This window comes from Actinosynnema sp. NPDC004786, from assembly GCF_053601135.1.
Map to the genome: position 1 here is coordinate 1 of NZ_JBSGBG010000080.1, position 22,826 is coordinate 22,826.

Annotated in this window: 22 protein-coding genes and 1 pseudogene; 10 read left to right on the forward strand and 13 right to left on the reverse strand. The window is 73.3% G+C overall.

Annotated features, from left to right (window positions below):
- Positions 1-95 (reverse strand): annotated as a pseudogene (locus tag ACWEFJ_RS37945) (A/G-specific adenine glycosylase); the annotation flags it as partial.
- A gap of 236 nt (positions 96-331) precedes the next feature.
- Here ACWEFJ_RS37945 and ACWEFJ_RS37950 point away from each other — a divergent pair.
- A complete protein-coding gene (locus ACWEFJ_RS37950; RefSeq protein ID WP_378083598.1) occupies positions 332-706 on the forward strand; it encodes a hypothetical protein in 375 nt (124 codons plus the stop codon).
- Positions 699-1,142 (forward strand): hypothetical protein, encoded by a 444-nt coding sequence (locus ACWEFJ_RS37955; RefSeq protein WP_449716755.1) that lies wholly within the window; start codon positions 699-701, stop codon positions 1,140-1,142. Before ACWEFJ_RS37950 ends, ACWEFJ_RS37955 begins: the two co-directional genes overlap by 8 nt.
- A gap of 67 nt (positions 1,143-1,209) precedes the next feature.
- Here the strand turns inward: ACWEFJ_RS37955 and ACWEFJ_RS37960 are convergent, their stop codons facing one another.
- Complete coding sequence (locus ACWEFJ_RS37960) at positions 1,210-1,467, reverse strand: hypothetical protein (RefSeq protein WP_378083602.1); 258 nt, start codon at positions 1,465-1,467, stop codon at positions 1,210-1,212.
- 125 nt (positions 1,468-1,592) lie between these two features.
- Here ACWEFJ_RS37960 and ACWEFJ_RS37965 point away from each other — a divergent pair, with 125 nt between their 5' ends.
- Together ACWEFJ_RS37965 and ACWEFJ_RS37970 are read left to right on the forward strand one after the other, a co-directional pair.
- Positions 1,593-3,323 (forward strand): ABC transporter ATP-binding protein, encoded by a 1,731-nt coding sequence (locus ACWEFJ_RS37965; RefSeq protein ID WP_449716756.1) that lies wholly within the window; start codon positions 1,593-1,595, stop codon positions 3,321-3,323.
- Positions 3,320-5,179, forward strand: coding sequence for an ABC transporter ATP-binding protein (locus ACWEFJ_RS37970; RefSeq protein WP_449716757.1), 1,860 nt, complete (start codon positions 3,320-3,322; stop codon positions 5,177-5,179). Before ACWEFJ_RS37965 ends, ACWEFJ_RS37970 begins: the two co-directional genes overlap by 4 nt.
- 28 nt (positions 5,180-5,207) lie before the next feature.
- Here ACWEFJ_RS37970 and ACWEFJ_RS37975 read toward each other — a convergent pair whose 3' ends face one another.
- From ACWEFJ_RS37975 to ACWEFJ_RS37985, 3 genes are all read right to left on the reverse strand, one after another.
- The gene (locus ACWEFJ_RS37975; RefSeq protein ID WP_449716758.1) at positions 5,208-6,155 is read right to left on the reverse strand and encodes an IS481 family transposase; all 948 of its coding nucleotides are present in this window, start codon (positions 6,153-6,155) and stop codon (positions 5,208-5,210) included.
- 161 nt (positions 6,156-6,316) lie between these two features.
- The gene (locus ACWEFJ_RS37980) at positions 6,317-6,955 is read right to left on the reverse strand and encodes a DUF2537 domain-containing protein (protein ID WP_449716759.1); all 639 of its coding nucleotides are present in this window, start codon (positions 6,953-6,955) and stop codon (positions 6,317-6,319) included.
- 41 nt (positions 6,956-6,996) lie between these two features.
- Positions 6,997-7,773 carry a TrmH family RNA methyltransferase gene (locus ACWEFJ_RS37985; RefSeq protein WP_449716760.1) on the reverse strand — a complete coding sequence of 259 codons (777 nt, stop codon included), beginning with the start codon at positions 7,771-7,773 and terminating at the stop codon, positions 6,997-6,999.
- Between the two features lie 208 nt (positions 7,774-7,981).
- On the opposite strand from ACWEFJ_RS37985, the gene ACWEFJ_RS37990 reads away from it, so the two are divergent.
- Positions 7,982-9,481 carry a glutamate-cysteine ligase family protein gene (locus ACWEFJ_RS37990; protein ID WP_449716761.1) on the forward strand — a complete coding sequence of 500 codons (1,500 nt, stop codon included), beginning with the start codon at positions 7,982-7,984 and terminating at the stop codon, positions 9,479-9,481.
- A 585-nt stretch (positions 9,482-10,066) separates the two neighbouring features.
- On the opposite strand, the gene ACWEFJ_RS37995 is transcribed toward ACWEFJ_RS37990, so the two are convergent.
- From ACWEFJ_RS37995 to ACWEFJ_RS38020, 6 genes are all read right to left on the reverse strand, one after another.
- The gene (locus tag ACWEFJ_RS37995; protein ID WP_378083613.1) at positions 10,067-10,477 is read right to left on the reverse strand and encodes a hypothetical protein; all 411 of its coding nucleotides are present in this window, start codon (positions 10,475-10,477) and stop codon (positions 10,067-10,069) included.
- 4 nt (positions 10,478-10,481) lie between these two features.
- Positions 10,482-10,715 (reverse strand): hypothetical protein, encoded by a 234-nt coding sequence (locus ACWEFJ_RS38000; protein WP_449716762.1) that lies wholly within the window; start codon positions 10,713-10,715, stop codon positions 10,482-10,484.
- Between the two features lie 182 nt (positions 10,716-10,897).
- Complete coding sequence (locus ACWEFJ_RS38005) at positions 10,898-11,662, reverse strand: ABC transporter permease (protein WP_449716763.1); 765 nt, start codon at positions 11,660-11,662, stop codon at positions 10,898-10,900.
- 10 nt (positions 11,663-11,672) lie between these two features.
- Positions 11,673-12,995, reverse strand: a complete 1,323-nt coding sequence (locus tag ACWEFJ_RS38010; RefSeq protein WP_378083620.1) for an MFS transporter — start codon at positions 12,993-12,995, stop codon at positions 11,673-11,675.
- Between the two features lie 4 nt (positions 12,996-12,999).
- The gene (locus ACWEFJ_RS38015) at positions 13,000-13,464 is read right to left on the reverse strand and encodes a MarR family winged helix-turn-helix transcriptional regulator (RefSeq protein WP_378083622.1); all 465 of its coding nucleotides are present in this window, start codon (positions 13,462-13,464) and stop codon (positions 13,000-13,002) included.
- A gap of 17 nt (positions 13,465-13,481) precedes the next feature.
- Complete coding sequence (locus ACWEFJ_RS38020; protein WP_378083624.1) at positions 13,482-14,966, reverse strand: NCS2 family permease; 1,485 nt, start codon at positions 14,964-14,966, stop codon at positions 13,482-13,484.
- Positions 14,967-15,041: 75 nt separating this feature from the next.
- Here ACWEFJ_RS38020 and ACWEFJ_RS38025 point away from each other — a divergent pair, with 75 nt between their 5' ends.
- On the forward strand, positions 15,042-15,308 hold the full coding sequence (locus ACWEFJ_RS38025; protein ID WP_378083625.1) for a DUF2530 domain-containing protein: 267 nt from the start codon (positions 15,042-15,044) through the stop codon (positions 15,306-15,308).
- Positions 15,309-15,310: 2 nt separating this feature from the next.
- Here the strand turns inward: ACWEFJ_RS38025 and ACWEFJ_RS38030 are convergent, their stop codons facing one another.
- Positions 15,311-18,139 carry a sacsin N-terminal ATP-binding-like domain-containing protein gene (locus tag ACWEFJ_RS38030; protein WP_449716764.1) on the reverse strand — a complete coding sequence of 943 codons (2,829 nt, stop codon included), beginning with the start codon at positions 18,137-18,139 and terminating at the stop codon, positions 15,311-15,313.
- A complete protein-coding gene (locus ACWEFJ_RS38035; RefSeq protein ID WP_378083629.1) occupies positions 18,136-18,918 on the reverse strand; it encodes a DUF3027 domain-containing protein in 783 nt (260 codons plus the stop codon). Before ACWEFJ_RS38035 ends, ACWEFJ_RS38030 begins: the two co-directional genes overlap by 4 nt.
- 57 nt (positions 18,919-18,975) lie before the next feature.
- Here ACWEFJ_RS38035 and ACWEFJ_RS38040 point away from each other — a divergent pair, with 57 nt between their 5' ends.
- From ACWEFJ_RS38040 to ACWEFJ_RS38055, 4 genes are read left to right on the forward strand one after another with little or no spacing between them, the layout of a single operon-like run.
- The gene (locus ACWEFJ_RS38040; RefSeq protein ID WP_378083631.1) at positions 18,976-19,737 is read left to right on the forward strand and encodes a glutaminyl-peptide cyclotransferase; all 762 of its coding nucleotides are present in this window, start codon (positions 18,976-18,978) and stop codon (positions 19,735-19,737) included.
- A gap of 15 nt (positions 19,738-19,752) precedes the next feature.
- A complete protein-coding gene (locus tag ACWEFJ_RS38045; RefSeq protein ID WP_378083634.1) occupies positions 19,753-20,658 on the forward strand; it encodes a threonine ammonia-lyase in 906 nt (301 codons plus the stop codon).
- A 34-nt stretch (positions 20,659-20,692) separates the two neighbouring features.
- Positions 20,693-22,207 (forward strand): MFS transporter, encoded by a 1,515-nt coding sequence (locus ACWEFJ_RS38050; protein ID WP_378083637.1) that lies wholly within the window; start codon positions 20,693-20,695, stop codon positions 22,205-22,207.
- 11 nt (positions 22,208-22,218) lie between these two features.
- Positions 22,219-22,695 (forward strand): DUF2771 family protein, encoded by a 477-nt coding sequence (locus tag ACWEFJ_RS38055; RefSeq protein ID WP_378083639.1) that lies wholly within the window; start codon positions 22,219-22,221, stop codon positions 22,693-22,695.
- The last annotated feature ends 131 nt before the right edge of the window (positions 22,696-22,826 follow it).

Here is a 22,826-nt window from a genome sequence, read left to right on the forward strand (position 1 = left end):
ACCTGCCGGTCGGTGCCCGCGAACTTCTGCACGGCCTTCGCCGGGCCGTCGTAGGCGGGCCGCCCGTTGAGCTGCCACGCGCACGCGGCGAACACTCTTCCCCGCCGGGCCTGCCGGCTTCGTCCAGCCCAGGGTGCCCGTAAGGGCCCCATGTCAAATCGAGCCGGCCCGCACCACCGAGCCGTAGACCCGAACGCTCAACTCGGGTGTTCCGAACGTAGGACACTCGCGTTCCGAACGTAGGACTCGCGCGTGAGTCCTCAAGCTCCACCCCGCAACCACCCAACTACCCGGCGTTTACCCCCGACGATCACCCGGGTACCCACCAGCCATGCTGGGACGACTGGTCACCGGAGCCGCCGTGGGCGCAGCCCTGGGCGCGGCCTGGCTGGGCCTGCGCGAGTTCATCGCCTCCGGCACCATCTGCTCCACCGACGACTGGGACTGCCTGGCCCTGGGCCTGGTCTCCATGCCGATCAGCCTGATCGTGGGCCTGCTCCTCGCGTGGGCCGTCCTCAGGGCCGCCCACCAGGACCGCCCCCTGGGCTTCGCCGCCGTGGGCGTCACCTTCACCGCCGCCCTGACCCTGCTCACCGTCTGGGTGTCGATCCCCGCGGGCTCCGTGGCCGCCGGCCTGATCGGTTTCGTGCTGGCCGCACCGGTGACAGCCCGCCACCCCGTGAGCCACACTGCTGCCCGTGACTGACACGCCGCCCACCTCGCGCTCCGCCATCGGCGGCTTCGCGTTCCGGGTGCTGCTGCGCGTCGTGTTCTCGGCCGTCGTCGGCTCCGCGCTGTTCGTCGCCTGGATCCGGGCCTACCGCACCGGCGTGCTCGACCGGGTGGTCAACGAGACGTCCCTGGGCGAGTTCATCCTGCTGGTCGTCATCGGCCTGCCGATCGCGCTGGTGGCCAGCGCCCTGCTCGCCGGCCCGCTGCTGTGGCTGCTCAAGGTGCGCCCGGTGTGGCCGATCGTGCTGATCGGCCCGATCCTGCTGGGCCTCGCGCACTACTTCAAGGTGCCGGAGCGGTTCACCTGGATCGGCGACAAGTGGACCGTGCTCGTCCTGCTGGCGGGCGTCAGCTACGGCGTCGCGGGCCTGCTCACCGCCCCCGCCGTCCTGCGCCGAACCGGGAAGTAACCACCCCCGACCCCGGCACCACCCCCGACCCCGGCACCGGCACCGGCACCGACACCGACACCGCGCCCTACTCCGGCACCGGCACCGCGTCGAGCACCTCCTCCCCCACCCCCTCGAACCGGCACCACTCCACCGCCTCCTCACGGCTGATCGGGCGCGCCCCCTCGGGCCGGGCACCGCCGACGACGTCCCACCCGTCGGGCGCGAGCACGTACAACCGCCCGCCCCGCACCGCGAGCAACCTCCCCCGCGGGAACGCCATCGTCGCCTCCGCGCGCAGGAACCGAACCTCCACGGTGACCTCCACCTGACTCTTGACCTCCACCCAACTCCAGCCTGCAGGGTCGAGCACAGGAAAACCGGATGCCGGAAGTCGGTCCACCTTCGTACCGTCAAGGGTGGACCGGAGGGGGCCTCGTGTCGGAAGACCGTACTTCCACAGCCGCGAGCGTGCGCAGGCTGTGGCCGTACCTCAAGCCCGTTCGCACACCCGTCGTGCTCGCCATGGTCGCCACCATGCTCGCGATGATGTGCGGGCTGGGCATCCCGCTGATCACCCAACGCATCGTGGACGGCCCGATCGCCGACCGCGACCTGAGCGCGTTGCCGCTGCTCATCGGCGTCATCGTGCTGCTCGGCTGCGCCGAGGCCGCGCTGTTCTACGCCCGTCGCAAGCTGATCGCCGGACCGGCGTCGGACGTCGAGGCGCGGATGCGGGCCGAGCTGTACCACCACCTGCAAGACCTGCAGGTGGCCTTCCACGACCGCTACCAGTCGGGGCAGCTGCTGTCCCGCGCGACCACCGACCTGACCCAGGTGCGGCGGTTCGTCGGCTTCGCCGTCATCTTCCTGGTGGTGAACAGCCTCGTCGTCCTGATCGGGCTCGGCGTGCTCTTCTGGCTGTCACCCGTCCTGGGCATCATCGTGCTGGCGAGCACGCTGCCGCTGGTCGTGCTGTCCTACCTGTTCGAGACCAGGTTCAAGGTCGTCGCCCGCCGCGCGCAGGACCAGTCCGGCGACCTGACGACGGTGGTCGAGGAGTCCGTGCTCGGCATCCGGGTGCTGAAGGCGTTCGGCCGCGGACCTCACCTGACCGGGCGGTTCCTGCGCCAGGCGCGTGAGCTGCGCGACACCGAAGTGGCCAAGGTGCGGATCTTCGCCGCGCTGTGGGCCGTGCTGATCGTGCTGCCGGAACTGGGCATCGCGGGCCAGCTCGCGTTCGGCTCGATCGGCATCGCCAACGGCGCCATGACCGTCGGCACGCTCGTCGCCGCCGTCACGGTGAGCGCCTACCTGCGCTGGCCGGTCGACTCGATCGGGTGGCTGCTGGCGGAGACCAACTCCACCGCGTCCGCGCTGGAGCGGTACTTCGAGGTGGTCGACACCGAGGTCACCGTCACCAGCCCGGCGAACCCGAAGCCGCTGGCCGCGCCCGTGCGCGGGCACGTCCGGTTCGAGGGCGTCCGCTACCGCCACCCCGGTTCGGGCACCGAGGTGCTGCGCGGCGTCGACCTCGACCTGCGGCCGGGCGAGACGGTCGCCCTGGTCGGCGGGACCGGCTCGGGCAAGACGACCGTCACCGCCCTGGTGCCGCGCCTGGCCGACGTCACGGCGGGCCGCGTCACGATCGACGGCGTGGACGTACGCGACCTGGACCTGGGCGAGCTGCGCCGGGTCGTCGGCACCGCGTTCGAGGAGCCGATCCTGTTCTCCGCGAGCGTCACCGAGAACGTCGCGCTCGGCGCGCCCGACATCGACGAGGGCCGGGTCCGCGAGGCGCTGCGGGTGGCGCGGGCCGAGGAGTTCGTGGACGCGCTGCCGTGGGGCCTGGACACCCGGATCGGCGAGCAGGGCCTGTCGCTGTCCGGCGGTCAGCGGCAGCGCCTGGCCCTGGCCCGCGCGGTCGCCGGGCACCCGGCCGTGCTGGTGCTGGACGACCCGCTGTCCGCGCTCGACGTGCACACCGAGGCCGAGGTGGAGGCCGCGCTGCGGCGCGTGCTCAAGGGCGTGACGGCGCTGGTCGTCGCGCACCGCCCGAGCACGGTGCAGCTCGCCGACCGGGTGGCGATGCTGGTCGACGGCCGGATCGCGGCCACCGGCACCCACGCGCAACTGCTGGCCGACAACGAGGACTACCGCGCGTTGTTGTCCACGATGGAGGACGAGGAGGTGGCGGCGTGACCGCGGAGGCCGTGACCGGGCACCGGCCCGAGCCGGACCCGGACGAGGAGGCGTGGCGCGGCGTCGCGGCCGAGGACGTCGAGGACGTGGACTACGCGACCGGCGTCAAGCTCCAGGCCCGGTCCCGCCGGCTGCTCGGCGAACTGCTGCGCCCGCACGCCCGCGCGGCGACCCTCGCCCTCGTCATCGTGGTCCTGGAGAACCTGGTCAACCTGGCCGGTCCGCTGCTGATCGCGGCCGCGATCGACACCGGCGTCCCGGCCGCGCTGGACGGCAGGCCGCAGGCGCTCGCCTGGTGCGTCGGCGGCTACGTGGCGACGGCGATCTCCGCGACCCTGCTGCGCTGGTCGTTCGTCCGGCTCACCGGCCGGATCGGCCAGGACGTGCTGCTCGTGCTGCGGGAACGCGTGTTCCGGCACGCCCAGCGGCTGTCCGTCTCGTTCCACGAGAAGTACACCTCGGGCAAGGTGATCTCCCGCCTGACCAGCGACGTCGACTCGCTGCAGGACCTGGTCGAGGAGGGCCTGGACGGCTTCTTCACCTCGATGCTGTCGCTGCTCGGCATCTCGGTCGTCCTGCTCTACCTGGACGTCCCGCTCGCCCTGGTGGTGCTGTCCGGCTTCGTGCCGCTGATCCTGCTGACCCGCTGGTTCCGCCGCCGGTCCGGGCGGGCCTACCGGCACACCCGCGGCGCGATCGCCAAGATCATCGTGCAGTTCGTGGAGACCATGAACGGCATCCGCGCGGTGCAGGCGTTCCGGCGCGAGCGGCGCAACGAGAAGATCATGAACGAGCTGAACGGCCGGTTCCGGGACGCCAACACCGACGCGATGGGCGTGATGGCGGCGTTCACGTCGTCGGTGCGGGTGATCGGCAACCTGTCGCTCGCGATGATCCTCGCCTGGGGCGCGCTGCGGGTGGCGGGCGGTCAGCTCGAACTGGGTGTGCTGGCCGCGTTCACGCTGTACGTGCGGCGGTTCTACGACCCGTTCGACCAGCTCGCCATGTTCGCCAACGCCTACGCGTCGGCCACCGCGGCGCTGGAGAAGATCTCCGGGTTGCTGGAGGAGGAGCCGCAGGTCCGCGAGCCCGAGGAGCCGACGCCGCTGGGCGAGGTGCAGGGCGCGGTCCGGTTCGAGGGCGTCGAGTTCCGCTACTCGCAGGACACGCCGCTGGTGCTGCCCGCGTTCGACCTGACCGTGCCCGCCGGGCAGACGGTGGCGCTGGTCGGCGCGACCGGCGCGGGGAAGTCGACGCTCGCCAAGCTGGTGGCCCGGTTCTACGACCCGACCGCGGGCGCGGTCCTGCTGGACGGGGTGGACCTGCGGTCGGTGGCCGACGCCGAGCTGCGGCGCGCGGTCGTCATGGTGACGCAGGAGAACTTCCTGTTCGACGGGTCCGTGCTGGACAACATCGCGCTGGGCCGGCCGTCCGCGACCCGCGAGGAGGTCGAGGCGGCGGCGCGGGCGGTCGGGGCGGACGCGTTCATCCGCGCGCTGCCCGAGGGCTACGACACCGACGTGCGCAAGCGCGGCGGCCGGCTGTCCGCGGGCCAGCGGCAGATGGTGGCGTTCGCGCGGGCGTTCCTGGCCGACCCGGCGGTGCTCGTGCTGGACGAGGCGACGTCCAGCCTCGACGTGCCGACCGAGCGCGCGGTGCAGGACGCGCTGGAGACGGTGCTGGCCGAGCGGACGGCGTTCATCATCGCCCACCGGCTGTCGACCGTGCTGATCGCCGACCGGGTGCTGGTGCTCGACGGCGGCCGGGTGGTGGAGGACGGCACGCCGGAGGAGCTGATCGGCGGCCGGGGCCGGTTCGCCGCGCTGCACACCGCGTGGCGCGACTCCCTGGCCTAGTTGTACTGATTCGTGACGTTGTTGACGTCTAGGCGGTCAGTCGGGTGATGGATGGCTGGCCGCCGAGGGCGCTGTGGGCTCGGTGGTGGTTGTAGTCGTGGATCCAGCGGGGCAGGGCGGCCAGGCGCTGGTCGTTGCCTGTCCAGGCTCTCGCGTAGGCGAACTCGGTTTGCAGGGTGCGGTTGAAGCGTTCGGCTTTGCCGTTGGTCCAGGGGCAGCCCGGCTTGATGAAGCGGCGGCGGATGGCCAGGGCGATGCAGACCGCCCGCCAGTTCCGTCCGACCCGGTAGACCTTGGCGTTGTCGGTGAGCACCCGCAGCACGACCACGCCGTGGTCGCGGAACCAGGCCACCGCCCGGTGCAGGAAGCCCGCGCAGGTCATGTCCTTCTCGTCGGGGAGGGCCTCGACGTAGGCGATGCGGGTGCGGTCGTCCACCGCGACATGGAAGTAGTCGTAGCCGATGCCCCGGCCGCGTACTTTCTCGCTGCGGCCGTGCGCCCGCCAGCCGCCGCCGTCGGGGACGCGGCCGAGTTTCTTGACGTCGACGTGCAACAGGTCGCCGGGATGGCGGCGTTCGTAGCGGATGTCGGTGCGGCGGTGGCGCACCGGCAGGCCGGTGATCGGGTCGACCGCGGCCAGGGCGGGTTCGCCGCGGCGGCGCAGCACCCGGCCGATGGTGGAGGCGGGCAGACCGAGCAGTCCGGCCAGGTGCACCGGTCCTCGTCGTAGCCGCCGGCGGGCGGCCAGGATGCGGTCCTCGACCTCGACCGGGGTGCGGCGTGGGCTGCGGTGCGGGCGCGAGCTGCGGTCGAGCAGCCCGGCGTCGCCCTCACGTCGATGCCGGGCCAGCCACTTGTGCACCGTGGCGCGCGAGATGCCCAGTTGCTCGGCGATACAGGCCGGTGACCACCCGGCTGCACGCCGGGCCACGATCAGTCTGCGGGCGTGGACGGTGGTGCGGGCGTTACTGTGCACGCGAGGACCTCCGTGTGCCGATGGGATGCGTCAGACACATCCACTCCGCCCGGAGGTCCTCCCGTCTTCAACCCGACACGCCGTCAACAACCTGATTAGTCACTACACCTAGTGCGCACGCCCCCTGAACGCGGCACGCCGGGTTCAGGGGGCCGGCGCGCTCAGGGGGCCAGCAGGCTGGTCAGCAGCAGCGACAACCACGCCGCCAGCACACCCGCCACCACGCCGTACGCGACCCACCGCCACACCGGCACGTTCCGCGCCAGCCACACCGACGGGGTGATGCCGCCGACCACCAGGACGTTCGCCAGCAGGGCGAGCCACTGGCTGGTCTCGCCCAGCCCCACCGACAGCGTGTAGACGGTGAACGTCACCACGGCGGCCACGATGAAGCTGACCGTCAGGCCGGTGCCCCAGGGGGTCGGCTCCCGGGGCTCCTCCCCGTCGCCCTCCGGCTCCGCGCCCTCCTCGACGCCCTCGCCGACGTCCTCCGCCTCGTCCTCGGCGGGGACGTCCACGACGACCAGCTCGCCGGTCACCGGGTCGGTGTACCGCACCGGGACGCCCATCTCGGCGGCCAGCCGGCCCGCCAACTGGCGTCCCCTCCTGGTGACCAGGGCGCTCGCGGCGCCCTCGGCGGGCGTCTCGGCCCGCGTCACCGCGCCGGCCACCTTCGCCCACTCGTGCAGCGCGTCGGCGAGACCCGCGCCGAGCGGGAGGGTGTGCGGGTCGACTTCCCGCTCGCCCGCGTCGTCGCGACCCGCGAGCACGGCCCGGCCGTCCTGGACCCGCAGTTCCACCTACGTCCTCCTCTGGTCGTGCCCGGTGAGAACGTAGCGTTTCAGGCGATCGCGTAGAAGGCGATGGCGCCCGCCGTCGCCACGTTCAGCGAGTCGACGCCCTCCGCCATGGGGATCCGGACGGCCACGTCGGCCGCCGCGATGGCCTCCTCGGTGAGGCCGGGCCCCTCCGATCCGAGCAGGACGGCGACCTTGCGGCCCCGCAGTCCGGCGTCGGCCAGGCCCTTCGCGTCGGCGCGCGGGGTGAGCGCGGCGACCGTGAAACCGTTGTGGCGCAGCAGGTCGAACGCTTCGGTGAGGTTCGGGACCGACGCGAACGGCACGCGCAGCACGTGCCCCATCGAGACGCGGACGCTGCGCCGGTACAGCGGGTCGCTGCACCCCGGGCCGAGCAGCACGCCGTCGATGCCGAGCGCGGCGGCGTTGCGGAACAGCGAACCGAGGTTCTCGTGGTCGCCGACGCCCTCCAGCACGGCGAGCCGGCGCGCGGACGCGACCAGCTCGGCCACGTCGGGCTGGGGCGCGCGGTCGGCGGCCGCCAGCACGCCCCGGTTCAGGTGGAAGCCGACGACCTCGGCCATGACCTCGGCGGAGGTCACGTACGCGGGCGCGGGCAGGTCGCCGAGCGCGGCCACGCGGCGGCGCACGCCGAGCAGGCCGCGCACGGGGTAGCGCGAGGCGAGGAGCCGTTCGACGACCACCACGCCCTCGGCGATCACCAGGCCCCGGCCGCCGGGGCGGTCCGGGCGGCGGTCGGCCGTCGACAGGTCCCGGAAGTCGTCCAGCCGGGGGTCCGCCGGGTCGTCGATCTCGATCACGTCAGCAGTGTCCCACCTCCGCGCAGGTGAACACCCCTCACAGAATCGAGGCAGTTCAACACAAGCCCTGGACCAGCGAATTCTCGCTTATTGTTACCCCCATGTGACAGAGAGCACCGATTTGGGCGCTGGCGGGCGGGTGGTTGCTGTGTCACGGTTGGCCTCCGCTAAGCCCGCCGGAGCAGCCCTACCGTGATTGGGAGGCGGCATGGGTACGGATGTGTCCAGTCGGACGTTCACCAGGGAGGACCGCCAGCGCTACCGCGAGCGCATGCAGCGGTGCATGGACGCGCTGGGAACCATGCTGGTGGAGGAGAGCTTCTCCTTCCCGAGGCAGCAGATGGGGCTGGAGATCGAGCTGAACCTGGTCGACGGCGCGTGGCGGCCCGCGATGGCCAACTCCGAGGTGCTGGAGAAGATCGACGACCCGTCGTTCACGTTGGAGCTGGGCCAGCACAACCTGGAGGTGAACGTCCCGCCGCGCGAGCTGGCCGGCGACGAGACGCTGGACCTGGAGAGGGAACTGGTCTCCACGCTGGCGACGGCCGACGTCAAGGCGCACGACGCCGGCACGTCGATCGTGATGATCGGGGTGCTGCCGACGTTGCAGCACGAGCACTTCGACCGGCGGTGGCTGTCCAACCAGCCGCGGTACACGAGGCTCAACGACCAGATCCTCGCGCTGCGCGGGGAGGAGGTCGTGCTGTCGATGGAGGGCGCGCCCATGCCCGGACGGGTGGGCGAGCGGCTGTCCAGCTACGCGGAGTCCATCATGCCGGAGGCGGCCTGCACGTCCGTGCAGCTGCACCTGCAGGTGGCGCCGGACGACTTCGCGGCGCACTGGAACGCGGCGCAGGCGTTGGCCGGGGTGCAGGTGGCGATCGCGGCCAACTCGCCGTTCCTGCTCGGGCGGGCGTTGTGGCACGAGACCCGCATCCCGCTGTTCCTCCAGGCCACGGACACCCGGTCGCAGGAGCTGAAGAACCAGGGCGTCCGGCCGCGGGTGTGGTTCGGGGAGCGGTGGATCACGTCCATCTTCGACCTGTTCGAGGAGAACGTGCGGTACTTCCCGGCGTTGCTGCCCGAGACCGGTGACGAGGACCCGTTGGACGTGCTCGGGTCGGGCGGCACGCCGACGTTGACGGAGCTGCGGCTGCACAACGGGACCGTGTGGCGCTGGAACCGGCCGGTGTACGACGTCGTGGACGGCGTGCCGCACCTGCGCGTGGAGAACCGCGTGCTGCCGGCCGGGCCGACCGTGCTCGACACGATGGCCAACGCGGCGTTCTTCTACGGGGCGCAGCGGGCGTTGACCACGCTGGAACGTCCTTTGTGGAGCCAGATGTCGTTCCACGCGGCGGAGGAGAACCTGTACGCCGGGTCGCGGCACGGGATGGGCGCGCAGCTGTACTGGCCGGGGATCGGGTGGGTGCCGCCGGACGAACTCGTCCTGCGCCGGTTGCTGCCGTTGGCGCACGAGGGGTTGCGCGCGTGCGGGGTGTCCGACGAGGCGCGGGAGCGGTACCTCGGCGTGATCGAGGCGCGGTGCCTGACGCGGCGCACGGGGTCGCAGTGGCAGCGCGACACCGTGGCGCTGCTGGAGGACCGGGGGGCCGACCGGGACGCGGCGCTGAGCGCGATGCTCGGGCGGTACGTCGAACTGTCGCACGCGGGGGAGCCGGTCCACACGTGGCCGGTGGGCGGCTGACCCGCCTGCCACGTGCCCACGACCTGTCCGCCGCGCGTCGGGGCGCGGCGGACAGGTCACCTCACGGGGCCCGGGGCCGCCCGATCGGGCGGGCGGCGGGACTGGACGGCCTGACCGGGCGGGCAGCCGGACGGCGGGGCCGGGCGGGCGGCGCGGCTGCACGACCTGACCGGGCGAGCGACCGGGCGGCGCGGCGAGGCTGGGCTGCGCGGCGCGGCTCGTCGGGCGCGGCGAGGCTCGTCGGGCGGGGCGGGGCTCGTCGGGCGGGGCTCGTCGGGCGGGGCGGGGCGAGGCTGGTCAGGCGGCGCGGCAGCGGCGCGGCGGGGCTGCACGGCACGACCGGGCAGCGACCGGGCGGCGCGGCAGCGGCTGGGCGGCGGGGGCGGGCAGGCGACACGATTGTCCTGCTCGTGGGGGCACCCCGGCCACCCGTGCCCCGGGCACAGCTCTGGCCTGCGCCGCGGCCTTCATTCTTCCGGCAACGCTCCGGGCGTTTCCATTGATACCCGCCGCGCCGTCATTAACACGTCAGGGTGATCTTTCACGGCCGCCGCGAGCGCCCGCACACCCCACCATACCCGCAGGTCAGCGCCGCCGCCCGGCCTTCAGCGGCGCGACGTCGGCACCGTCGTGGGAACTGCGGCACTCGTCGGGCGTCACGGCCTCGACCGCCAACGTCAGCATGCCCTTCACCCCGGTGTAGATGCTCTCGCCCGCCGACGCCAGCGACGTGTGCACCCGGTTCGAGTCGGAGAAGTCCCGCTCGTCCTTCGTGCGCTTCTTCCCGACCTCCTCGGGCTTCGTCGCACTGCGCAGGTTGACCTCCAACCACGCGGCCACTTCGGCGGGCGTGGTCAGGACCTCTTCCGGGGTGCGCTCCAACCGCTCGGCGCGCGGGGAGGCGTGGTCGAGTGACGTGTGCTCCACGTACGCGTGCCAGTGCGTGTTGCGCAGCGACCACGTCTGCTCGATCGGCCAGTCCTCCTCGGTGCCCATGCGCCTATCTTGCCAGGGTCCGCACGTCCAAGGTGTGGTCAACCCCCACCGCCGAAGCCAACCTGCGGTCGTGGGTCACGAGAGCGGACAGGTTCCCCGTGCCCTGCTCGCCGGCGAACGTGATGTTCTTGTCGCTTTCGTCGGACTTCGCGTTGCGCCGCCGCGCCGACGTCGAGGGTGGCCCCGCGAGCACGGTGCGCGGGCCGAACGACAGCGTGACGTCCCTGGCGCTCAACACCGGCCGATCGTCACACGGGGACCGATCCGTTGGCGCGGCGCATCTCCGGCCCGGGACACGACGAGCCCAGGCACGACGAACCCCAGGACACGACGAGGCCCCGCGCCCCGGCGGTACGACCGGGAGGCGGGGCCTCGTCTGTTCCCGAACTGACTGCCGCTCCCACCACGAAGCGACGAGACTTAGGTTAGCCTAACTTCGCCGACCGCACCAGCCCTGCGCACCAGACCCCGCGCCACGAGTTCCACCACCACCGCGATCGCCACCGCCTCGACCGCCAGCAGGGCCAGCAGCACGACGAGCTGCAACGCCCCCGCCTGCCACACCGGCGCGCCGCCCAGCAGCATCCCGACGAACGCGCCGGGCAGCGTGACCAGGCCGACCGTGCGGGTCTGGTCGAGCGCCGGGATCAACGCCTCCGCGGCGGGCGTGCGGATCAGCTCCCGCACCGCGACCGGTTCGGTGAACCCGAGCGCCAGCGCCGCCTCGTACTCGCCGTGCCGGTCCCGCAGCGCGTCCAGCGCCCGCCGCACGGACAGCGTGGTGGCGGTCATCGCCCCGCCGATCAGGATGCCGCCGACCGGCACGAGCGCGATGCCCCGCACCGGCACCAGCCCGCTCGCCACGAGCACCGCGAGGGCGGGCACGGTGCCGGCGAGGATCGCCGACGCCACCCACACCCCGCGCCGGCCGGTCTTCGTGCGCGCGGCCGACGTGCCCGTCGCCACGCCCGCCATCAGCACCAGGAACGCCGCCGTGAGCGGCAACGACGCGAGCACCACCGTGATCACCACGGACACTGCGGCCAGCTGCGCGGTCGCCCGCACGGCCGCCCGCACCACGGGCCGGGGCGAGGCCAGCCGGGCCCACCGGACCACGGCGGCGGCGACGGCGGTGAAGCTCAGGCAGACGACGAGCAGCCGGACCCAGTCCGTCGCGATGACCACCGGACCATTGTCAGACCCGGGCGCGGCGGCGCAGGCCGAGGCGGGGTCCGGGCAGCTCCAGGCCGCCGCGCCGGGCCAGCACGATGCCGCCGGCCACCGCCGCGACGATCGACACCACGCCGCCCACGACCAGCGGGGCCCGCGCGGTGAAGTGCTCGGCCAGCCAGCCCATCACCGGGCCGCCGACGGGGTTGCCGCCCAGGAACACCAGCATGTAGAGGCCCATGACCCGGCCGCGCATGGCGGGCGACACGGACAGCTGCACGGTCGCGTTGGCGGTCGTGGTGAACGTCATCATGGCGATGCCGACCGGGATCAGCGCCAGGCCCGACAGCCACATCGTCGGCATCAGGCCGACCACGACCTCCAGCACGCCGAACGCGAGCGCGCCCACGATCAGCAGCCTCAGCCGCGGCTTGCCGCGGGCGCTGCGCTTGGCCGCCAGGGTCGCGCCGGCCAGCGTGCCGACCGCGAGCATGGTGGACAGCAGGCCGTAGGCGTCGGCGTCGCCGCCGAAGGTGTTGCGCGCCAGGACGGCCAGCGTGACGTAGAAGTTGAGCCCGAACGTGCTGATGAAGAACACCAGGCACAGCAGGATGACCAGGTCGGCGCGCTTGCGCACGTACCGCAGCCCTTCCCGCAGCTGGCCCTTCTCCCGCGGCACGGGGTCGCCGCGGTGCAGCTCCGACGCGCGCATCAGCAGCAGGCCGGCCAGCACGCCGAGGAAGCTGATGGCGTTGATGAGGAACACCCAGCCGGTGCCCACGAAGATGATCATCACGCCGGCGACCGCCGGGCCGACCATCCGGGCCAGGTTGAACGTCATCGCGTTCAGCGCCACCGCGTTGGTGAGCTGGTCGCGGCCGACCATCTCGACCACGAAGCTCTGCCGCACCGGGGTCTCCACCGCGGACACCGCGCCGAGCAGCAGGCACAGCAGGTAGACGTGCCACAGCTCGACCACGCCGGTGACGTCGAGCAGGCCCAGGGTCAGCGCGCAGAGGCCGAGGCCGGTCTCCAGCACGAGCAGCAGCTTGCGCTTGTCCATCCGGTCGGCGAGCACGCCGGCCCACAGCGACAGCAGCAGCGTGGGCGCGAACTGGAGCGCGGCGGCGATGCCGAGGGCGACCGGGGAGCCGTCGGACAGCTCCAGCACGAGCCAGTCCTGGGCGACGCGCTGCATCCACAGGCCGACGAGCGAGACGACCTGGCCGGAGGCGTAGAGGCGGTAGTTGCGGACGCGGAGCGAGCCGAACATGCGACTGCGTGGCGGGGGTGCGGCTGCGTTGCGTTCGACCTGGTCCGTCTCTGCACCACCCGCGTACGCCGGCACTTCGTTACTGCCCCGCCATCCTGTCGATGATCCCGGCGGCGCGCGACAGCACGCCCCGTTCCTCCGGTGTCAGCTCGGCCAGCCGCTTGTCCAGCCAGGCTTCGCGGGCGGACACCTCTTCGTTGATGTAGTTCAGCCCCGCCTCGCTCAGCTCCACGATGGCCTGCCGGCCGTCGGTGGGGTGGGGGCGGCGCGTGGCGAACCCGTACTCCTCCAGGGCCGCTATCACCCTGGTCATCGACGGGGGCTGGACGCCTTCCCTGGCGGCCAGCTCGCCCGGCGTCAGGGGTCCGCACTTGTGCAACGTGGACAGCGCGGACACCTGGGTGAGCGAGATCGTGGAGTTCACCCGTTGCGCGCGGAGCCTGCGGTTGAGCCGGATGATGGCCAGTCGCAGCCGACTCGCCAGTCCCGCCTCAGCCTCGGTCTCCGTCACGTAGTTAGCATACCTCACGATCTCTGCGCCCATCGTGTGAACTTGCCCATTCAGTTGCCGAGAACGGCCTGGATGGGGCCGATCGCGAAGTAGACGACGAACGCGGCGGCCACGACCCACATCAGCGGGTGCACGCTGCGCGCACGGCCGGTGAGCGCCCGCAGCACCACGTAGCTCACGAAGCCCGCGCCGATGCCGTTGGCGATCGAGTACGTGAACGGCATCACCACGATGGTGAGGAACGCGGGCAGGCCGACGGAGAAGTCGGCGAAGTCGATCTCCTTCACCTGCATGATCATCAGCGCGCCGACGATGACCAGCGCGGGCGCCGCCGCCTCGATCGGCACCACCGAGTACAGCGGGGTGAGGAACATGGCGGCGAGGAACAGCAGGCCGGTGACGATGTTCGCCAGGCCGGTCCGCGCGCCCTCGGCGATGCCGGACGCCGACTCGACGAAGACAGTGTTGGACGACGAGGACGCCGCGCCGCCCGCGACCGCGCCGAGGCCGTCCACGAACAGCGCCTTCGACACGCCCGGCAGCTGGCCGTCCTTGCCGATGAGCCCGCCCTCCTTGCCCAGGCCGGTCATGGTGCCGACGGTGTCGAAGAAGTCGGTGAGCACGAGCGTGAACACCAGCAGCGCGGCGGTCAGCGCGGGCACCCGGGTCCACGCGCCGAACGACACGTCGCCCAGCAGCGACAGGTCCGGCAGGCCGAACACCTGCTCGGGCAGCGCCGGGTAGCCGAGGTTCCAGCCGGCCGGGTTGGTGCCCTGCGAGGGGCCCGCCTGCACGATCGCCTCCAGCACGATGGACAGCACGGTGGCCGCCAGCACGCCGATCAGGATCGCGCCCTTGACCTTGCGCGCCACGAGGATGCCGGTGACGACCAGGCCGACCACGAACACGAACGTCGGCCACGACGCGATGGACCCGTTGATGCCCAGCCCGACCGGCACGGTGGTGCCCGCCGCGTCCGGCACCCGGCGCACGAACCCGGCGTCCACCAGGCCGATGAAGCAGATGAACAGGCCGATGCCGACCGCGATGGCCGCCTTCAGCTCGGCCGGCACCGCGTTGAACACCGCCGTGCGCACGCCCGTGACCACGAGCAGGAGCACCACCAGGCCGTTGACCACGACCAGGCCCATGGCCTCGGGCCACGACATCTGCGGCACGATCGTGACGGCCACGAACGAGTTGATGCCGAGGCCGGTGGCCAGCGCGAACGGGTAGTTCGCGACGAGTCCGAACAGGATCGTCATGACGCCCGCGACCAGCGCCGTGACCGCCGCCACCTGCGGGATGGTGAGGATGTTGCCGAGGACGTCCACCTTCGCGCCGGGGTCGTCGGCGGCGAAGCTGCCCAGGATCAGCGGGTTCAGCACGACGATGTAGGCCATGGTCACGAACGTGACCAGCCCGCCGCGCACCTCCCGGCCGACCGTCGAGCCGCGTTCGGAGATCTTGAAGAACCCGTCCAGCCTGGAGCGGGCCGGGGGTGTCGGCGCGGCGGGTGTGTCGGCGGTCGCCATCTCGTCTCCTCGATCGGTGGTGCGGAGCAGGCAGAGCGTGCCCCACCTGTGTTTCGGCCAGGTAGCCTGCCCGACGTGGCCGAACAGGACGCGACACCCCTCCCGCCCCCGCCCCCGCTGCCGCCGAGGCTGACCGACCCGGTGCCCGTGGTCGTGGTCGGCACGGCGCTGTGGTTCCTCGCCGCGGTCGGCGTGGCGTTGTTCGGGGACGCGCCGCTGGTGGCGTGGACGTGCGTGGCCGGCGGTGTCCTGGGGATCATCGGCTACGGCATCTTCGCCTGGCAACGCTCCGCCGCGCGCCGGGGCAGCCGGACCGCCCAGCACGGCCAGGGCCTGGAGTAGCTTCAGCCCAGCAGGACCGCGGGCGTCGGGTCGGCGATCAGGGCCGCGAACGTGTGCCGGTCGTCCCAGCGACCCGTGGTCCAGGCCAGGGCGCGCGCCAGGCCCTCGGGGGTGTCGGCGGCGTGCGGGACGCCGTCCTGCACCCACCACGACACCGAGTGCTCCGCGCCCTCGGCCGCCACGACCAGGTCGTCGTGCACGACCAGCGCCCCGCCCGGCAGCTCGACGCCGAGCAGGTCGCACGCCAGCCGCACCGCGCCCAGCTCCGACCACACCACCTCGTCGCCCTCGCCGACCACGTGCCCGGAGACCTCCTCCGAGGCGAGCGGCAGGGCGAGCAGCTCGGCCAGCTCGGCCGCGGCCCCCGAGGAGGCCAGCACCTGGGCCGGCGGCAGCACGCCCAGCAGCCACGGCAGGTCGAGCACCAGCACGTCGTCGGCGGGCTCCGCGGCGCCGGTCAGCACCCGCACCCGGTCCGGCGGCTCGACGCTCACCGAGTCGGCCACCTCGGCCAGCAGCGCGTGCACCCGCAGCACCAGCGCGTCGGACAGCTTGCGGGCCGGGTCGCCGAGCCGCGCGATCAGGTCGGCCACGTCGTCGGAGTCCTCCACCGACAACGACGTGCGCACCCCGGCGGCGGCCAGCACGTGCGGCGGCACGTCGACCGCCGGCACCACGTCGTACAGCCCTTCCAGCGCGTCGGCGTCGGGCAGCCGCCACGACCCGAGCGGCACGCCGTCGATCGTCGCGTACCGGGCCAGCCACCAGCCCGTGTAGCCGTCCGGCTCGGTCACCGCGCGCCACGCGGCCGGGTCGGCGGCCATCATCGCCAACGCCCGCGGCCACCGGTCGCGGGCCACCAGGTCCAGGTCGCGGATGCCGAGCACGCGCGCGGGCGGCACGTCGAACGCGTCCCACCAGTAGCCCTCGTCGGCCAGGTCGTGGTCGGGTTCGGTGGGCGAGTCGTCCTCGACCACGGTGAACCCGTCGATCACGCCGACGTCGGTCAGCACCGACCGGGGCCACTCGGCGGCCACGGACGCGTCGAGCACGCCGAACGGCGCGTCGTCCTCCAGCACCTCCAGCAGCCGCGAGTCCGGCAGCACCAGCTCGTCGGCGCGCCGCCACTCGCCGTCCGCCGAGGGCAGGGCCAGCTCCGCGAGCCACGGCCGCCCGCCGGCCCGCGACACGAGCCGCAGCACGGTGCGCACCAGCTCGAGGCCGTCCGGCGCGGGGTCGTCCAGGCTGCGGTGCACGGCCTCGCGCACCGCGTCGGAGTCCAGCAGCTCGGCCGGGCCGGCCTCGGTCGCGCCCAGTCGCAGCAGCAGCGGGTGCGCCGCCTCCGGGTGCGCGATCCGCAGGCCCGGCACCGAGAACAGGTCCGCGTCGGTGCCGACCAACACGCCGCGCGGGCTGCTCACGAGCCGGCCGTCCACCAGCGGCACCGGCAGGCTGCCCAGCTCCTCGCGCGCGGTCGAGTCGACGTCCGCGACCGGGGTCAGCGCGTCGTACACCTGGCGCCACCACGCCGGGTCGCCGCCGACCCCGGCCAGCGCGGCGACCACTTCGGACACGCCGAGCCGCGGCACGTCCAGCGCCGCCAACGCCTTCGCGTGCGGCGGCAGCGTCAGCTCGTAGTCCAGCAGGCCGGGGACCACGTCCTCCAGCAGCTCGACCAGCTCGAACGACGCCAGGTCGAGCACCTTCGCGGTCGCCGGCGCGGCCCACTCGCCGTCGGCCAGCGGCAGCCACGGCGCGGTGCGCAGCGCGGCCAGGATCCCGGCCCGCAGCCGGTCGTCCACTTCGGACAGCGGGAAGCCGGGCAACGGCACCAGCGACGTCCGCTCCACCGCGGGCAGCTTCACCACCAGGTCCGGGTACGCCTCGGCCGCCCGCTCCAGCACGAACGACGCCGCCGCGCCCGCCAGCACCCGCCGCCGCGACGGCTCCACCGGCAGCGTCGCGATCAGCCGCGCGGGCAGCGACAGCTTCTCGTCGGTCGGCGTGGGCGCGTGCAGCACGTCGCCGGACAGCGGCTCGTCCATCGGCCACGCCCAGCACACCGACCACTGCGGCCGCGACTCGACCCCGGCGACCAGCTCGGCGGGCAGCTCGCCGCCGACCCGGTGCACCAGCCACCGCTGCTCGCCGGACGGCCCGGTCAGCACCACGACCCCGTCGGCCTCGGACCGCTCCCACGCGTCGTCGCCGACCTCGACCCGGCGCAGCCCCGGCAGGGCGAGCAGCAGGTCCGGCACCTGGGCCGCGAACTCGGCCAGCAGGCCGTCCGCGGGCGCCTTCAACGGCAGCCGCACCTCGGTGTCGAAGCCGTCCGGCAGGTCCGCCTCGTCGGACGGCCACACCAGCCGCAGCACCGGCACGTCACCACCCCGGGCGGACGCCAGCGACGGCACCGCCTCCCGGGTGCGGGCGGCGGAGAACGCCACCGCCCCCGACCTCGACACCACGCGCGGCTCGTCGGTCACCGCCAGCACGGCCGCGAACCCCACGCCGAACTGCCCCACCGTGTCGGCGGCCTTCGACGACGCGCGCAACGACGCCAGCGCCGCCACCCCGGCCGCGTCCAGCGGCGCGCCGGTGTTCGCGGCCCGCAGCTCGTCGCCCACCAGGGACAGCCGCAGCACGCCGGGCTCGTCGCCCGCCGCGTCGGACGCGTTCTGCGCCAGCTCCACCAGCAGCCGGTCGCGGTACCCGCCGAGCCGCAGGTCCTCCTCGGCGTTGGCGTCCTCCCGGAACCGGGTGGGCGAGCCGCGCCACGCGGCCAGCACCGACTCGCGCAGCGCCTCGGTGCCGAACGGGTCCGCGGTCACTTCCCGCTCTCGTCGGCCGGCGCGGCGTTGGCCTCCACGTCGAGCACCGCGTCGTCGTAGACGACCTCGGCGACCGGCACCAGCGGGCCGCCCTCGACCTCGACCTCCGAGTGCGCGCCGCAGCCGTACTCCACGTGCACCACGTGCCCGTCGGCCGGCGTCAGCTCGTTCGCGCACACCCCGAAGGCGGCGCCGAGCGACCCGGCGATCCGGGTGTAGAAACCGCAGGTCCCGCAGGTGGCGGGGGCGCTGCGGGCCATCTCGCTGCGCGGCCCGAAGTCACCGCCGTGCCAGCGCTGGGCGGCGTCCAGCACGCCCTCGCGGGACAGCACCCGCACCCGGCCCAGGCCCACCTCCCGGGCGACCTCCTCGACCGCCGGGTCGTCGGAGGCGACGTACCCAGGCGCGAGGCGCGGGTCGTCCTCCGGCGCGGGCAGCAGGTCGCCGACGCCCAGGTCGCCCGCCCGCACCCGCTCGTGCCACGGCACCCACTCGGGCGCGACCAAGGCGTCGTCGCCGGGCAGCAGCACGACCTCGCTCACCGACAGCGGCGTGCCGGGGCCCGCGAACGCGACCGTGACGGCCCAGTTCCAGCCGCGGTAGCCCGCGTGCTCGGCCTCGAACAGGTGAGTGGCCGACACCTCGTCCTCGGCGATGGTGCCCACGTGGTCGCCGACGCGTTCCGCGCCCGCCTCCTCTTGCGCGGCGGCTCGGGCGAGCCGGACTGCCGCGGGGTCGGCGAGCGCTGGATCGGGCTGCTGGGTCGGCGTGGCGGTCACGGGTGAATTGTGCCGCACGTCTTCGCAGCCCCGTGCACACGTGCCACCCTTTCGGACGTGCGGTGGCTCTCGGTGGCGGTGGTGCTCGTCCTGTCGGCGGCGTGCTCGACCCCTCCGAGCGGGTCAACGGGCACGCCGACGGGCGTGGAGGTGCTGGGCACGACGCCGCACGACCCGGGCGCGTTCACGCAGGGTTTGGAGCTGGTGGACGGCGTGCTCTACGAGGGCACGGGCCTGGCGGGGCAGTCGTCGCTGCGCCGGGTGGACCCGGCGACCGGCGAGGTGCGGCAGCGCGTCGACCTGCCCGCGCCCCTCTTCGGCGAGGGCATCACCGTGGTCGGCGACCGGATCTGGCAGCTCACCTGGCGTGACGGCGTGGCCATCGAGCGGGACCGCGACACGCTGGCGGAAGTGAGGCGGGTCACCTACCGGGGCGAGGGCTGGGGCCTGTGCCACGACGGCGACCGGCTGGTGATGAGCGACGGCAGCGACGAGCTGGCGTTCCGCGACCCCGGCTCGTTCGCCGAGACCGGGCGGGTCGCCGTCCGCCGCGACGGCGAGCCCGTCGAGCGCCTGAACGAGCTGGAGTGCGTGGCCGGGCAGGTCTGGGCGAACGTGTGGCAGACCGACGAGGTGGTGCGCATCGACCCGGCGACGGGCCGGGTCACCGCCACCGTGGACCTGAGCGGCCTGCGGCCCGCCGACGTGCCCGCCACCGACGTGCTCAACGGCATCGCGGCCGTGCCGGGCACCGACGAGTTCCTCGTCACCGGCAAGAACTGGCCGACGATCTTCCGGGTCCGCTTCACGACCGGGTGACCTACGGTCGGGCACGTGGACATCGACCTCGCCAACATCGCCCGCGCCGCCGAGACCGTCGACCCCGTCTTCCGCGGCACCCCGCAGTACGTGGACGAGCAGCTGTGCGCCGAGCTGGGCCGCCGGGTGCTGGTCAAGGTCGAGACCGTCAACCCGCTGCGCAGCTTCAAGGGCCGCGGCGCGGACTTCCTGGGCGCGAGCCTGCCGCCCGGACGCCCGGTGGTGTGCGCGTCGGCGGGCAACTTCGGCCAGGCCGTCGCCTACGTGGGCCGCCGCCGCGGCTTCCCGGTCGAGGTGTTCGTCTCGCGGTCCGCCGTGCGCGACAAGGTGCGCCGGATGAAGGCCCTCGGCGCGTCCGTGGTGGAGGTGCCGGGCGACTTCACCGCCGCCAAGGACGCCGCCCGCGAGCACGCCCAGCGCGTCGGCGCGGTGTTCGTGGAGGACGGCCGGGACGTCGCCGTCGCGGAGGGGGCGGGGAGCATCGCGGTCGAACTGCTGCGCGCCGGCGTGCGGATCGACACGGCCGTGGTGCCGGTCGGCGACGGCGCGTTGATCACCGGCATGGCCCGGTGGCTGAAGGAGCACTCGCCCGACACCCGCGTGGTCGGGGTGTGCGCCGAGGGCGCGCCCGCCGTGGCCCGCGCCTGGGCCGGCCGTCCGGTCGCCGACACGCCCGTGGACACGATCGCCGACGGGATCGCCGTCCGGGTGCCGGTGCCCGCCGCGATCCCCCGGCTGCGGGCGCTCGTGGACGACATGGTCCTGGTGCCCGACGACGCCATCCGGGACGCGATGTCGCTGGCCCGGACCGCGCTCGGGCTCGTGCTCGAACCGGCGGGCGCGATCGGCCTGGCCGCGATCGCCGCGGCCGACGTGCCGGGCGAGACCATCGCCACCGTGCTCACCGGGGGCAATGTGTGAGACAGCCCGCACCGGGTGAGGCAGGATTGGAGGCGTGACACCCCCTCGGCCGGAAGACCAGTCGCGGCGGTACCCGTGGGAGGACGACGAGTACAAGCCGCGCACCCGGCCGTACCCGACACCGGGACCCCCGCCGCCGCCCCGGGCGTCCGCCGGCTTCGCGCCGCCGCCCGACGACCAGCCGACCGCGCCGGCACCGCCGAAGAAGCTGACCGTCACCCGCGTCGCGTGGTTCCGCACCCGGCAGCTCAGCGGCCAGGCGCTGGCCGCGTTCCGCAAGGCCGCGCACGCCGACGGGGCCAAGCAGTCCGGGCTGTCGTCGCTGACCTACGCGGTGATGCTGAACTACGCGGCCGACGCGGCGATGGCCGTCGCCCTGGCCAACACCCTGTTCTTCTCCGCCGCCGCCGGCGAGAGCCGCGGCAAGGTGGCGCTCTACCTGCTGATCACGGTCGCGCCGTTCGCGCTGGTCGCGCCCGTCATCGGCCCGGCCCTGGACCGGATCCAGCACGGCAGGCGGGCGACCCTGGCGGCGTCCTGCGTCGTCCGGGTGCTGCTGTCGGTCGTGATGGCGCTGAACTTCGACAACTGGGGCCTGTACCCGGCGGCGCTGGGCAGCATGGTGCTGTCCAAGTCGTTCATGGTGCTCAAGGCCGCCATCACACCCCGCGTGCTGCCGCGCGAGATCACGCTGTCCAAGACCAACGCCCGGATGACCGTGTTCGGCCTGGCGGCCGGCGGTGTGTTCGGCGCGGTCGCGGCCGGTTTCGCCAACCTCTTCGGCTCACCGGGCGCGCTGTGGTTCACCGCCGTGCTGTGCCTGGCCAACGCCTACTACTGCCTGCGCATCCCGTCGTGGGTCGAGGTGACCGAGGGCGAGGTGCCCGCGTCGCTGCGCGCCCGGCCGCAGAAGCCGAAGCGCCAGGCCCTCGGCCGGACCGTCGTGGTCGCGCTGTGGGGCAACGGCTCCATCCGCATGCTGACCGGGTTCCTGATGCTGTTCGCCGCGTTCGTGGTGCGCGCCCAGACCGAGGGCGAGGCGTTCCTGCAGTTGCTGCTGCTCGGCGTCATCGCGGCGGCGGCCGGCATCGGCAGCTTCCTCGGCAACGCCGTGGGCGCGCGCATGCAGTTCGGCTCACCCGACCAAGTGGTCATCGGCTGCCTGGCGGCGGCGCTGGCGACCGTCGTCGTGGCCGCCGTCCTCCCGGGCCTGGCCACGGCCGCGATCGTGGGCCTGGTCGGCGCGACCGCGAGTTCGCTGGCCAAGGTGTCGCTGGACGCGGTGATCCAGAACGACGTGCCGGACGAGTCGCGCGCGTCCGCGTTCGGCCGGTCGGAGACGATCCTCCAGCTGGGCTGGGTGTTCGGCGGCGCGCTGGGCGTGCTGCTGCCGACGGAGTACTGGATCGGCTTCACCGTGCTGGCCGCGCTGCTCGCGATCGGCCTGGCGCAGACCGTCCAGACCAGGCGCGGCACGACCCTGATCCCGGGCCTGGGCGGCGACCGCCCCCTCCGGGCCGCGCCCGTCGTGCCGAGGGCGGGCACGTAGGCTCGACTGCCGTGCGCCGAGTCCTCATCCCCCTCGCACTGCTGGTCCTGGCCGGTTGCGCGGCCCCGACCGACCCCGAGGTCACGTTCTACGCCGACGGCAGGACGATCACCGTCCGGCCGTCCCAGTACTGCGACCTGCAGTCGGAGAACTGCGAGGTGGACGCGGACGCGGTCGGCGTGCTGCGCGTGCGCCCGGGCAAGCCGGTGCAGATCTCCGTGCCGGGCGACCTGGCCGAGAGCGCGTGGTCGGTCAAGTTCACCTACCGCAACGCCAAGGGCGAACCCCAGGAGCCACTGCGGAGCAAGCTCTTCACGGAACGCGACCCGCGCCACGCCTACACCCTCGTGCTGCCGAACCCCGACGACCAACTGGAGAGCGTCGAGGTCCAGCAATACGGCGCCCGCATCGAAGCCGGAACCGCCGGCGCATTCGACTTCGTCGCCAGGGGCACCTGGGTCGTCTCCATCGACGACCGCCACAACTAACCCCAGTCACCCCACCACAACCACCCCCGCCGGCCACCCACCCACAACAACCCCACCAACCCACCCCCAACGGACCCGCAGCCACCCCACCGAGGCTCGATTTGACATGGGTTCGGGTGCCTTAGGCTGGA